Annotated in this window: 8 protein-coding genes; 4 read left to right on the top strand and 4 right to left on the bottom strand. The window is 43.1% G+C overall.

Annotated elements, in window-relative coordinates; translation table 11 throughout:
* Nucleotides 1-150 precede the first annotated feature (150 nt).
* Genes L2740_RS00225 through sdhC form a run of 4 tightly spaced genes read right to left on the bottom strand, consistent with a single transcriptional unit; the run spans nt 151 to nt 3,374 of the window.
* Nucleotides 151-858 (bottom strand): succinate dehydrogenase iron-sulfur subunit, encoded by a 708-nt coding sequence (locus L2740_RS00225; RefSeq protein WP_248471923.1) that lies wholly within the window; start codon nt 856-858, stop codon nt 151-153.
* Nucleotides 859-870: 12 nt separating this feature from the next.
* Nucleotides 871-2,637, bottom strand: a complete 1,767-nt coding sequence (sdhA, locus tag L2740_RS00220) for a succinate dehydrogenase flavoprotein subunit (protein ID WP_248471922.1) — start codon at nt 2,635-2,637, stop codon at nt 871-873.
* On the bottom strand, nt 2,638-2,985 hold the full coding sequence (gene sdhD, locus L2740_RS00215; protein ID WP_248947943.1) for a succinate dehydrogenase, hydrophobic membrane anchor protein: 348 nt from the start codon (nt 2,983-2,985) through the stop codon (nt 2,638-2,640).
* Nucleotides 2,979-3,374 (bottom strand): succinate dehydrogenase cytochrome b556 subunit, encoded by a 396-nt coding sequence (gene sdhC, locus L2740_RS00210; RefSeq protein ID WP_248471991.1) that lies wholly within the window; start codon nt 3,372-3,374, stop codon nt 2,979-2,981. The genes sdhD and sdhC overlap by 7 nt, the downstream gene beginning before the upstream one ends.
* A 411-nt stretch (nt 3,375-3,785) precedes the next feature.
* On the opposite strand from sdhC, the gene L2740_RS00205 reads away from it, so the two are divergent.
* The 4 genes from L2740_RS00205 to L2740_RS00190 all read left to right on the top strand — a co-directional run bounded on the left by L2740_RS00205 (nt 3,786) and on the right by L2740_RS00190 (nt 13,084).
* Nucleotides 3,786-5,075 carry a citrate synthase gene (locus tag L2740_RS00205; protein ID WP_248471920.1) on the top strand — a complete coding sequence of 430 codons (1,290 nt, stop codon included), beginning with the start codon at nt 3,786-3,788 and terminating at the stop codon, nt 5,073-5,075.
* Nucleotides 5,076-5,560: 485 nt separating this feature from the next.
* Entirely contained in the window at nt 5,561-6,634 is a 1,074-nt protein-coding gene (locus L2740_RS00200) for an efflux RND transporter periplasmic adaptor subunit (RefSeq protein WP_248947942.1), read from the top strand.
* Between the two features lie 16 nt (nt 6,635-6,650).
* The gene (locus tag L2740_RS00195; protein ID WP_248947941.1) at nt 6,651-9,947 is read left to right on the top strand and encodes an efflux RND transporter permease subunit; all 3,297 of its coding nucleotides are present in this window, start codon (nt 6,651-6,653) and stop codon (nt 9,945-9,947) included.
* Nucleotides 9,944-13,084, top strand: coding sequence for an efflux RND transporter permease subunit (locus tag L2740_RS00190; RefSeq protein WP_248947940.1), 3,141 nt, complete (start codon nt 9,944-9,946; stop codon nt 13,082-13,084). Before L2740_RS00195 ends, L2740_RS00190 begins: the two co-directional genes overlap by 4 nt.
* Nucleotides 13,085-13,701: the final 617 nt, after the last annotated feature.

Here is a 13,701-nt window from a genome sequence, read left to right as displayed (position 1 = left end):
TTTGAGCTGACCCAAACGTTCTGTAATCTCTGTAGCCCCGATAGTTCCAGATCTTATTTATATTTGTCTTCCGTGACATAAAAAGAGCCACCCTCCACAGGGAAAGTGACTCATATAGAGCTATATCAATATCGGCTCTTGGTACTGCATTTAAACGGCTCTCTGCAGCAACATAGACTTAATATGTCCAATTGCTTTAGTTGGATTAAGCCCTTTAGGACAAACGTCAACACAGTTCATAATGCCGTGACAACGGAATACGCTGTACGCATCATCAAGACCTGATAAACGCTCCTCAGTTGCCGTATCACGGCTATCAATCAAGAAACGGTAGGCGTGCAACAGACCACTTGGGCCGATGAACTTATCAGGGTTCCACCAGAACGAAGGACAAGCCGTAGAACAACATGCACACATGATACACTCGTAGAGTCCATCTAAGTGTTCACGTTCTTCTGGAGATTGCAGATGCTCACGCGCAGGCGTTTTTTCATCGTTAATCAAGAAAGGCTTAATCTTTTCGTACTGGGTGTAGAACTGAGTCAAATCAACAATCAAATCACGTACTACAGGCATACCTGGCAATGGACGTATTTCAATTTTCTTACCCTTGAAGGTAGAAACGGGCGTGATACACGCTAGGCCGTTTTTACCGTTCATATTGATACCGTCACTACCACATACACCTTCACGGCATGAGCGTCTAAACGCCAGTGTCGGATCTTGTTCTTTTAGCTTTAAAAGTGCATCAAGGACCATCATGTCGGTACCTTCTTGAACTTCTACGCTGTAATCCTTCATGTATGGCTTAGTGTCTACATCAGGATTGTAGCGATAAACTGCAAATTCCAATTTCATCGGGCCTTCTCCTTAGTAGGTACGCTTAATTGGCGGGAATGCATCACGAAGTTTTGGCTCCATGTTGACATCACGCTTAGTCATAAGCTCAGTTACTGGGTCATAAATACTGTGACATAACCAGTTATCATCATCTCGGTCTAAGTAATCTTCACGAGAATGTGCGCCGCGGCTTTCAGTACGGAAGTTCGCCGCTGTAGCCGTCGCAATCGCTGTCGCCATCAAGTTATCTAACTCTAAACATTCAATACGTTGAGTATTAAATTCAGTTGAGTTGTCAGAAAGCTTGGCATTGGCTAAACGCTCACGAATCGCTTTAAGCTCTTTAAGGCCTTCAGCCATTGCGTCACCACTTCTAAATACTGAGAAGTTAAGCTGCATACAAAGCTGTAGATCTTTACGGATAACCGTTGGATCTTCACCGTCTTTGTTACTTTCCCAGCGATTTAGGCGAGCAAGCGATGCGTTAATTTCAGCTTCTGTTGCGTCTTTGGCAATCGGAGTCGCATCTAGTGCTTTACCTAAATGTTGACCTGCCGCACGTCCAAATACTACAAGATCCAACAATGAGTTACCACCCAATCGGTTGGCTCCGTGTACCGATACGCACGCAATTTCACCAACGGCAAATAGACCAGTCACATCTTCTTCTGTGCCATCGCTATTTTGGCGAATAACTTGGCCACTCACTTTAGCTGGCAAGCCACCCATCATGTAGTGACATGTCGGTAAAACAGGAATTGGACCATCTGCTGGATCAATATGCGCAAATGTACGTGATAGTTCACAAACACCTGGAAGACGCGCTTCAAGAGTTTCTTTACCCAAGTGATCAAGTTTTAGTAGACAGTGCGGACCTAAAGGACCATCAAGACCACGACCTTCGCGGATTTCAGTCATCATTGAACGTGCTACCACGTCACGTGATGCCAAGTCTTTGGCGTTAGGAGCATAACGCTCCATAAAGCGTTCACCGTCTTTGTTTAGCAGGTAACCACCTTCACCACGACAACCTTCAGTTACAAGTACACCTGCGCCAGCAATACCCGTTGGGTGGAACTGCCACATTTCCATGTCTTGCATCTGTACGCCAGCACGCATCGCCATACCAACACCATCACCAGTGTTAATGTGAGCATTTGTGGTTGATGCGTATATACGTCCTGCACCACCGGTAGCTAGGATTGTCGCTTTAGCTTTGAAGTAAACGATTTCACCGGTTTCAATTTCAATTGCAGTACAACCAACAATCACACCGTCTTCATTTTTGACTAAGTCGAGTGCATACCACTCAGAGAAGACTTCAGTCTTATGTTTAACGTTTTGTTGGTATAGGCAGTGCAGTAATGCGTGACCAGTACGGTCGGCTGCTGCCGCTGTACGAGCCGCTTGCTCACCACCAAAGTTCTTAGATTGGCCACCAAACGGACGTTGGTAGATTTTGCCGTTTTCGAAACGTGAGAACGGTAGTCCCATATGCTCAAGTTCGATAACTGCTTCTGGGCCAGTTTTACACATAAACTCAATCGCTTCTTGGTCACCGATAAAATCAGAACCTTTCACGGTATCGTACATGTGCTGTTCCCAGTGATCTTCATGGGCATTGCCCAGTGCTACAGTAATACCACCCTGTGCAGATACAGTATGAGAACGAGTTGGGAATACTTTTGATAAAAGCGCACAGCTTTTACCTTCTTTAGAGATCTGTAGAGCGGCTCGCATACCGGCGCCACCAGCACCGATCACAACCGCGTCAAATTCGCGAACTGGAATAGCCACTTAAACACCCCACACTATCAAAATGCCTGCTGCCAAATAACTGAAGGCTGCTACGACAAAAACAAACTGAAGTACACCACGTAGAGAAACACTCTTTACATAATCTGTTAGTACTTGCCATATGCCGATCCAGGCATGAACCAGCACTGCGACAAGAGCAAGTACTGTAAAGACTTTCATCGGCAATGCGCTGAATAAGCCATGCCATGCGTCATAGGTTAGTGGAGAGCTACATGCTATAAATCCAACCAAAAAGATGGTGTAACAGGCTAGGACTATTGCACTTGCACGTATAAGAATAAAGTCATGGACACCGCTGCGACCAAGACTTGCTGCGTTAGTTACCATACCCAAATCCCCGCGATGATAGAAAACACTACTGCCAATGCAATAGCGACTTTAGCCGAAGAAACACCAGAAGAGAGTTCTTCCCAGTAGCCAGCATCCATCACTAAGTGGCGAATACCCACTATCAAGTGATAACCCAGCGCGGTAAGAATTCCCCAAATGATGAACTTAACGACGAAGTTATCAAAAAGAGATTGGACGCCTGCGAAACTCTCGGCTGATGCTAAAGATTCATTCAACAACCAGATAAGAATTCCAACGGCAAACAGCATGATGACGCCCGATACACGATGAAGAATGGACGCAATCGCTGTTGCAGGGAAGCGTATGGTCTGCAGATCTAAATGGACAGGTCTTTGCTTTTTCACGTTCTGCTCACTCTGCTCAATTGAGCTAATTTTTGTTATACGAACCGCTTTTGCTTAAATTCTAAACAGTGATTCAGATCACGGTTTAGAACTTTTACAAAAGAAAACTTGAAACAAACATTTAACAGATTTAGCAACCACTAATTAAGCGCGTAAACAAGTGATAACTTATCGCCAATGTGTGCAGCTCTTCTGAGCTGCGGCAAGTATACGTGGGTGAAATGTCAAATACAAACATCACATTATGCAAATTTTGTTTTTTTGGTAAAAAAATCTGCCAAGGACCTACTGGCACAAGCACTTAAGCAAAAATAAGACCATGGTCTAACAAATTTAAACGCTTATTTAAATTGAAATGTGATCTAGATTCACTGTAAAGTATTGTCGTTTGATAAGCCGCACTCAATAAGAATGAAGTAAGGAGAATGGGGTATGGCTGACAATATAGCCAAGTTAGAACTACCAGGGAACGATTCAATCGAGCTGCCTATTAAAGAAGGTACGGCAGGTTTTGATGTAATCGATATCAGTAAGCTAGGTAGCAAAGGTCACTTTACTTTTGATCCAGGATTTCTTGCGACCGCATCCTGCGAATCAGCGATCACCTACATCGACGGCGAAAAAGGCATACTGCTTCACCGCGGTTACCCAATCGATCAGTTGGCAGTAGAGTCTGACTATTTAGATTTATGTTATTTGCTTCTCTACGGAGAGTTGCCAAATAAAGCTCAGTACGACACGTTTGAGCACACAGTTAAGACCCACACCATGGTCAATGAGCAACTTGCAGCCTTCTTTAGAGGCTTCAGACGTGATGCTCACCCAATGGCAATGCTATGTGGTGTTACCGGTGCCCTTTCAGCATTTTACCAAGACTCTTTGGATGTAAACGATGAGCGTCATCGTGAAATTGCTGCATACCGTTTAGTGTCAAAAATGCCTACTATCGCAGCTATGTGCTACAAGTATTCAATCGGTCAACCGTTTGTTTACCCGCGCAATGAGCTAAGCTATGCAGGTAACTTCCTCAGCATGATGTTTGGTGTGCCTTGTGAAGAATACAAGGTAAACCCAATCGTTGAACGCGCAATGGACCGTATTTTTATCCTACACGCGGACCATGAGCAAAATGCATCAACATCTACTGTTCGTCTAGCGGGTTCTTCAGGTGCTAATCCATTTGCATGTATTGCTGCAGGTATTGCATCTCTTTGGGGTCCTGCACACGGTGGTGCTAACGAAGCATGTTTGAATATGCTTGAAGAAATTGGCACAGTTGACCGTATTCCTGAGTTTATTGCACGTGCTAAGGATAAAGAAGATCCTTTCCGTCTAATGGGCTTTGGTCACCGTGTTTATAAGAACTTCGACCCTCGCGCTAAAGTGATGCGTGAAACATGTCATGAAGTGCTTGCTGAACTTAAAGTTAACGATCCACTGCTAGATGTTGCAATGGAGCTTGAACGCATTGCACTAGAAGATGAGTATTTTGTGTCTAAGAAGCTTTATCCAAACGTTGATTTCTACTCAGGGATCATCATGAAAGCGATTGGCATTCCAACAAGCATGTTCACTGTACTGTTCGCACTTGCGCGTACAGTCGGCTGGATTGCTCACTGGAAAGAGATGCTAGATCAGCCAGGTCACAAGATCAGCCGTCCTCGCCAGCTTTATACTGGTGATGCTAAGCGTGATTTTGTTGAGCTTGATAAGCGTGACTAAGCAATAAACTCGTCAGAAAATTTATTCTGTAGGCTTAAACTCGTCACTTGACCTAAATGGATAAATTAACTTAGACAAAACGAAAGGCACTCATTGAGTGCCTTTTTTATTGCTGTGTTTTTTATTTATATATTTTAATCATGAAAATAATTCTGGTTAGGTAACAGGTCAACGCAATCAAAAAGAGAATATTTCCCCTCTTGCCACAATAAAACCCAAGACGTAGTCACCACAAGCCATTGCTAAAGCGCTTAATTAATACGAATCAGTCGTAAATAAACCAATGACTAGACAACTAAAAGGAAACCAATTGTAACCTTTGTTAAAAAAGCCAACATTTGAACTTTTCCACCAGATAATAATTAATTTAATTTTAAGCAATAGGCTGAGAACCACTTAAGCCTTTGTTAAGTAATAACTTAACAACATGGCACGCATCATGCTTTATCAGGATTATTGGAACAATAAAATTAAGGTCTGCTTACATGGAAGCGTTTAACAAAAGCAAAATTTTTCTCCCTTTAATATTAACCTCAGCCCTACTAACCGCATGTGGAGGAGCTGAAGAACAGGCAAAGGAGGAAGAGAAATACGCAGTCCCAGTTGAAACTGCCACAGTGATTCAAGGTGATGTCTCCTCTTTTTATAGTACAACAGCCACATTAGAAGCTCCTCAAGAGGCTAAAGTCGTTACTCGAGTTGCAGGTCTTATCCAAGAACTCAAAGTTGAAGAAGGCGACAGAGTAAAAAAAGGCCAACTGCTCGCGGTTATCGACTCAAAAAGGCAGAAATTTGATTTAGACCGCTCACAAGCTGAAGTTGAAATCATCGAGCAAGAGTTAAATCGCCTTAAAAAAATCAGCAATAAAGAGTTTTTCAGCGCCGACTCAATGGCTAAGCTTGAATATAACCTGCAAGCCGCCATGGCCAAACGCGATTTAGCAGCGCTTTACGTACAAGAAAGCATGATCCGCTCACCAATTGACGGCGTTATCGCAACGCGTTTTGTTAAATCGGGCAATATGGCAAAAGAATTTGATGAGCTTTTTTATGTGGTTAATCAAGACGAGCTATACGGTATTGTTCATTTACCAGAGCAACAATTACAGCATCTTCGCTTAGGCCAAGATGCCGAAATCTATGCCAATAAGCACACAAATCAAACAACTCACGCCACAGTGCTGCGCATCAGCCCAATTGTCGATGCACAAAGTGGTACCTTCAAAGTGACTCTGTCAGTCCCTAACCAACATGCCACGTTAAAGGCCGGTATGTTTACTCGCGTTGAGCTTAAATACGATACCCACACCAATGTTATCACTGTGCCTTATAACGCTTTAGTCAATCAAGATAACGAGTTTGCCTTGTATGTTATCGACGGTGACAACGCGAATCGTCGCAGTGTTTCTCTTGGGTATCGAGAAGCTGAAACCGTTGAGGTAGTTGCAGGTATTGAGCCTGGAGAACAAATCGTTATTCGTGGTCAGCAAAACCTTAAAGACCAGTCATTAGTTGAAGTGATTAACTCAACAGATCTAGCCTCAGCTAACAAGTCTTAAAACTGCGGAGCACGTTATGTCTATTATAAAAACAGCAGTAAATCGACCTGTCACCGTGTGGATGTTTATGTTTGCGGTGATCCTTTTCGGCATGGTTGGCTTCTCTCGCCTTGCAGTCAAATTATTACCCGATCTAAGTTACCCAACCATTACTATCCGCACCCAATATGTGGGCGCGGCACCAGTTGAAGTAGAGCAACTGGTGTCTAAACCAATTGAAGAAGCGGCAGGCATAGTAAAAGGCTTAAGAAAAATTAGCTCTATTTCACGCTCTGGTATGTCTGATGTGGTGCTTGAGTTTGAATGGGGCACAGATATGGACATGGCAAGTCTTGATGTGAGAGAAAAACTCGACACCATAGAGTTGCCACTTGATGTAAAAAAGCCATTATTACTGCGCTTTAACCCAAATCTGGACCCAATTGTGCGCCTAGCGCTCTCAGTCCCGGCAACAGATAACCCCAGTGACGAAATAAGTGAAACACAGCTTAAACAGATGCGGACCTACGCAGAAGAAGAGCTCAAGCGCCAACTAGAATCTTTAAGTGGTGTGGCTGCGGTGCGCCTTTCTGGCGGCTTACAGCAAGAAGTACACATTCAATTAAATCAGCAAAAACTCACCCAGCTAAATTTAAGCGCTGAGCTTATTCGAAATCGTATTGCTGAAGAAAATATTAACCTCTCGGCCGGTAAAGTGATTCAAGGCGATAAAGAATATTTGGTTCGTACCCTTAACCAATTCAACTCGCTCGATGAGCTTGGTCAAATTGTGATTTACCGAGATGAGCAAACATTAGTGCGACTGTTTGAAGTTGCAACCATAGTTGATGCCTATAAAGAGCGTAATGATGTCACACGAATTGGCGATAAAGAATCGATTGAGCTAGCAATTTATAAAGAAGGTGATGCCAACACCGTGGCAGTTGCACATAAAGTGACCAATGAGCTAAGTAAACTCAATCAGCATAACGCTAAAGGCGAGCTCAAGGTTATTTACGATCAGTCAGAATTTATTGAAAGCGCAGTAAAAGAAGTAACCAGTGCAGCACTCATAGGTAGTTTATTGTCGATGTTAGTCATCTACCTGTTTTTACGCGATATCATCCCGACGCTGATCATTTCTATTTCGATTCCGTTTTCAGTCATTGCCACTTTTAACATGATGTACTTTGCTGATATTAGCCTTAACATCATGTCACTGGGTGGCATAGCCTTAGCCGTTGGGCTCTTAGTCGATAACGCCATTGTAGTACTAGAGAATATTGACCGCTGTAAATCACTCGGTATGAATCGCCTTGAGGCGGCGGTAACCGGTACAAAAGAAGTGGCCGGTGCCATCTTTGCTTCAACACTTACAACCCTAGCCGTGTTTGTGCCACTGGTATTTGTCGATGGCGTGGCTGGTGCACTGTTTTCAGACCAAGCATTAACCGTAACCTTCGCCCTTCTCGCCTCATTATTTGTGGCACTAACCACGATTCCCATGCTGGCATCTCGTGAAGGCTTTAAAGCTTTGCCACCATTGTTAGAGAAAACAGCTAAGCCTAAGCCGGAAACAAAACTCGCTAAATTAAAACATTACAGTGCCACCGTGTTTTCGTTTCCCTTTGTTTTGCTATTTAACTACTTGCCAAGTGCGCTATTAACTTTAGTACTCATCATTGGCCGCAGCCTGTCATGGTTAGCAGGACTGATAATGCGCCCGGTAAGCGGCGGTTTTAACTGGTGCTACAGCAAACTTGAGCGTTTATATCATCAGCTATTAGCTGCAGCACTTAAATTTCGAGTACTTACATTAGCAATAGCGTTAATGGTTACAGCAAGCGCCGCCCTACTTGTGCCTCGTTTAGGCATGGAGCTCATTCCACCAATGAACCAAGGTGAATTTTATGTTGAAGTGCTACTGCCGCCAGGTACTGAAGTGGCGCAAACAGACCGCGTCTTACGTAAATTGGCGCTATCGATTAAAGATCGAGCGGATGTAAAACATGCTTATAGCCAGGCAGGTAGCGGCGGTTTAATGACTTCAGACACCTCTCGTGGTGGAGAAAACTGGGGACGTTTGCAAGTAGTGCTTAATGATCCGCATGCTTTTGATGCTGTAGCCGATAAGCTTCGAGCAACCGCGATGCGCATTCCAGAGCTTGAAGCTAAAGTGCAGCATCCTGAGCTATTTAGTTTTAAGACTCCACTTGAGATAGAGCTGATTGGTTATGACTTAGCCCAACTTAAGCAAACTGCAGATAATCTTGTTGAGGCTCTCGATGATTCAGACCGTTTCGCTGATATCAATACGAGTCTGCGCGACGGTCAACCTGAGCTAAGCATTCGCTTTGATCATCAACGTCTAGCTGCATTAGGTATGGATGCGCCTATGGTCGCTAACCGCATAGCCCAACGTATTGGTGGCACTGTAGCCAGTCAATACACTGTACGTGACCGTAAGATCGATATATTAGTGCGTAGTGAACTTGATGAGCGTAACCAAATAAGCGATATCGACTCGATGATTATTAATCCCAATAGCTCTCATCCTATTTCTCTTAGCGCCCTAGCTGACGTGAGTTTGAAGCTTGGTCCTTCAGCGATTAATCGCATTAGCCAGCAGCGAGTTGCAATAGTCTCTGCCTCTCTTGCTTATGGTGATTTAAACGATGCGGTATTAACGGCCCGTGATATCTTAGCCGCACAAACACTGCCCAATTCGATTCAAGCGCGCTTCGGCGGACAAAACGAGGAGATGGAACACTCATTTAAGTCACTGCAAATTGCACTCGTGTTAGCGGTATTTCTAGTTTATCTGGTCATGGCTAGTCAATTTGAGTCCTTGTTGCATCCACTACTTATTCTTATTGCCGTGCCGATGGCGGTAGCTGGCAGCGTTTTTGGACTTTTTATCACCCAAACCCACTTAAGCGTAGTGGTGTTTATCGGCCTCATAATGCTGGCTGGTATTGTGGTGAATAACGCCATTGTCTTAGTCGATAGAATTAATCAGCTACGCCAAAACGGTGAAGATAAACTTAGCGCAATATCAAACGCGGCAAAATCTCGTCTACGCCCAATCATTATGACCACAATGACGACTGCTCTCGGTCTTTCGCCGATGGCATTTGGCCTAGGTGATGGTAGTGAAGTAAGAGCACCAATGGCGATTACGGTTATTTTTGGTCTATGTCTATCGACCCTACTTACTCTGGTTGTAATACCAGTGCTGTATGCGGTTTTTGACAGAAAGCAATTTGATACAACAGAGTCCAATAAAAACACGCTTACACCAAGTAGTCAGGCACTTAATGGAGGTGAAGTATGAATATCACTCGCTTTGCCTTAGCACGCCCAGTTACCACCACCATGTTTTTTGTGGCAATACTATTATTTGGTCTAGCTTCAAGCAGATTACTGCCGCTAGAGATGTTTCCAGGTATCGATATTCCGCAAGTTATTGTAGAGGTTCCCTATAAAGGTTCTACACCTGCTGAAGTTGAGCGTGATATTACCAATATACTAGAGGAGTCATTAGCCACGATGGGCGGTATTGAAGAGATGCGCTCAAGCTCTTCACAAAATGGCGCAGAAATCGACTTAAGAATGAAATGGGGCGAGAACGTAGCAACCAAAAGCTTAGAAGCACGAGAGAAAGTCGATGCCGTGCGTCATTTACTGCCAAAGGATGTAGAGCGAGTGTTTATCAGGCAGTTCAGCACCGCCGATATGCCAGTGCTTAATTTACGTATATCCAGTGACCGCGAGCTTTCAAGTGCATTTGATTTACTGGATAAACAGCTAAAAAAGCCACTTGAGCGTGTGGAAGGCGTATCTCAAGTCACCCTTTATGGTGTGGAGCAAAAGCAAATTGAGATCCGTATTAATGCTGACAAACTTTCTGCCAGTAATATTTCAGTGCAAGCACTTAACAGACGACTACAGCAGGAAAACTTTGTCATTAATGCTGGCGTTCTAAAGACTCAATCACGTGTATATCAAGTATCACCTAAAGGTGAGTTTAGAAACTTAGATGATATCAGCAAAATTGTATTAGCGCCTGGGATCACCCTTGGCGATATTGCAACGGTGAGCTTTTCATTGCCAGAGCGGCTAGATGGCCGTCATTTAGATCAAAATTATGCAGTGGGTCTTGATGTATTTAAAGAGTCAGGCGCGAATCTAGTTGACGTATCACAGCGCGTTATGAAGGTGATTGATGAGGCTAAACAAAACTCACAATTTGACGGAATTAAGCTGTTTGTGATGGAAGATCAGGCTTACGGCGTAACCTCATCACTACGCGATTTGCTTGCAGCAGGCTTAATAGGTGCGCTACTGTCTTTCGTGGTTTTGTATCTATTTTTACGCGATCTGAAAATGACATTAGTTATCGTGTCATCGGTACCTATCGCTATTTGCATGACGTTAGCAGCCATGTACTTTTTAGGCTACAGCCTCAATATCTTATCCATGATGGGCTTATTACTTGCAGTAGGTATGTTGATTGATAACGCTGTGGTAGTAACTGAAAGTGTTTTACAAGAAAAGCAGGCCGAATCGGCTAACAGCTTAACGTCGGAAGCTACCAACAATTTTGTATCGAACAATAACCTTGATACAAATGATAGAAAAGCGACATCTGCTAACCAAACAATAAAAAGCAGCGCAATTTTACGCGGTGTCGATAAAGTGTCGCTTGCGGTGCTAGCAGGTACACTGACTACCGCAATCGTATTTTTGCCGAATATTTTTGGTGTAAAAGTCGAACTAACCATTTTCTTAGAGCATGTTGCCATTGCGATTTGTATCTCACTTGCCGCCTCTTTACTAGTAGCAAAAACCTTGCTACCACTGATGCTGAGTAAGATACATTTTGCAGCCAGACCTCGAACCGGTCCAAGCCGATTACAAACCACTTATCAAAAAAGCCTAAATTGTATTTTGGCGCATCCACGGATATCAGGGGTACTGGCGATTGTCATCCTAGCATCAACGGCACTGCCACTGAGTATGGTCAGTCAAGATCAGTCTGACGGAGAAAGCAATAACCGCTTATACATCAATTACCAAGTAGAAGGCAGACATAGCTTAGATGTTACCGAAGCCATGATCACCAAAATGGAAACCTATCTTTATGCTAATAAAGATAAGTTTCATATTGATTCGGTATACAGTTATTTTTCAGCTGACAGAGGCCAATCAACCTTAATATTAAAAGAAGATGTTGAAGTTGATATGAAAGCGCTGAAAAAAAACATCCGCGAGGGGTTTCCTAAATTTGCGATTGCTACACCGCAATTTGGCTGGGGTGGTGAAAATAACGGCGTAAGGATATCACTTACCGGACGTTCGACCTCAGAGCTTATTCGCTTAAGCCAACAAGTGATCCCACTCCTTAGCAATATTGACGGTCTCACTGATGTGCGTTCAGAACTCAATGGTGCTCAACAAGAGGTATTGATCCGTATCGATCGTCAAATGGCAGCTAGATTAGATTTAAAGCTCAATGAAGTGGCTTCGAGTATTTCAATGGCATTACGTGGTACACCGCTGCGCTCATTTCGACATGATCCAAGTGGTGAACTACGCATTGAAATGGCCTATGAGCAACAGTGGCGTCTATCCCTAGAGAAACTAAAACAGTTACCAGTAATCCGTATCGATAATCGAGTCTATACCTTAGCTAGTTTAGCCAAGATTGAGATCTTACCAAGATTCGACACTATTAGACACTACGATAGACAAACTGCATTATCAATAGGCGCTAATTTAGATGAGTTAACCACCGAAGAAGCGCAAGAAAAAATTACCCAAGTAATGGACAGCGTTAACTTTCCAGCTGGATACGGTTATTCATTAAGAGGTGGTTTTCAAAAGCAAGATGAAGATGAGGCGGTAATGGCAACCAATATGATCTTAGCCATTGCGATGATTTATATTGTTATGGCCGCCCTATTTGAATCACTGTTGTTACCGACAGCGATTATCACCTCAATTTTATTTTCAATTACAGGGGTGTTTTGGGCGCTACTATTTACCGGTACACCCATGTCGATTATGGCGATGATTGGAATTTTGATCCTAATGGGCATTGTAGTGAATAACGGTATTGTTCTAGTCGACCAAATAAACCAAATGTCACCCGCGTTAGATGAGCTTTCAAATGCGATTAGTGCAGTGTGTTATACAAGATTGCGCCCAGTATTGATGACTGTAGGCACCACGGTACTCGGTTTAGTACCACTAGCCATGGGTGACACCCAACTTGGTGGCGGTGGTCCTTCATACTCACCTATGGCAATTGCGATTATTGGTGGCCTCACTTTCTCTACCGTGACGAGTTTGTATTTAGTGCCTCTGTGTTACCAAGCACTTTATAGAATGCGTTACAACAGTGCGGTTCGACTTGGGCAAGCAAATCGATTCTCTCGAAAAGTATTGCCTTGGATGAATAACGCCTGATAGCCCCGCTTTATGAATGAGTCTTGTGAATGAACTTTATGAATGAGCTTTATGAATGAGCTTTGCGGATGAGTTTTATTAATGAGGTTTGTGAACAAGCTTTGTGAATCGGATGGCTGGTAAATACCGTAACAATACAGAGTAAGGAATTAGAATAAGCAGCTAGGCAGTACATAACTGTTAACATCACTTTCTAAGACTAACTGTAAGCTAGGTTGTAAAAAGTTAAAAGGTAATTTGTAATATAACCAGCTACATAGCAAGTTTCTGCTAAAAAGACCAAAACCCTTTACGGTTTTGGTCTTTTTTGGGGGGCTAAATCGGTTACACACTTAGTTAACGATATGACAATTAATTAAACGATATAACACGAGGTTATCTATAGGCTTAACTCAATGTATAGCTCAATGTATGGCTCACCGGGTCGCTATTTTTCTCTTTCTAATCCAGTGAAGCTCTCTCCACCTATACCTGCACAAAATCAGTCTACTGCTGAGCTCACTAGAACAAGAAATAATAAAAATAAGTATTTATAAAACAAGACAATATTAAAATGTAAATTTGTTATCCTAATTTCAATAAACCTTGCTTGATAACGCCAATCAACTTTAAGCGCA

It is taken from the genome of Shewanella pneumatophori (assembly GCF_023283895.1).
In the GTDB taxonomy this organism is placed as follows: Bacteria; Pseudomonadota; Gammaproteobacteria; order Enterobacterales; family Shewanellaceae; genus Shewanella; species Shewanella pneumatophori.
The sequence above is the reverse complement of the archived record's forward strand: the minus strand, read 5'-3'. Positions and strand labels throughout refer to the sequence as shown.

Coding starts and splice junctions, on each gene's coding strand:
- L2740_RS00195 (WP_248947941.1), top strand. CDS start 6,651: ATGTCTATTATAAAAACAGCAGTAAATCGACCTGTCACCGTGTGGATG.
- L2740_RS00190 (WP_248947940.1), top strand. CDS start 9,944: ATGAATATCACTCGCTTTGCCTTAGCACGCCCAGTTACCACCACCATG.
- L2740_RS00205 (WP_248471920.1), top strand. CDS start 3,786: ATGGCTGACAATATAGCCAAGTTAGAACTACCAGGGAACGATTCAATC.
- L2740_RS00225 (WP_248471923.1), bottom strand. CDS start 858: ATGAAATTGGAATTTGCAGTTTATCGCTACAATCCTGATGTAGACACT.
- sdhD (WP_248947943.1), bottom strand. CDS start 2,985: ATGGTAACTAACGCAGCAAGTCTTGGTCGCAGCGGTGTCCATGACTTT.
- L2740_RS00200 (WP_248947942.1), top strand. CDS start 5,561: ATGGAAGCGTTTAACAAAAGCAAAATTTTTCTCCCTTTAATATTAACC.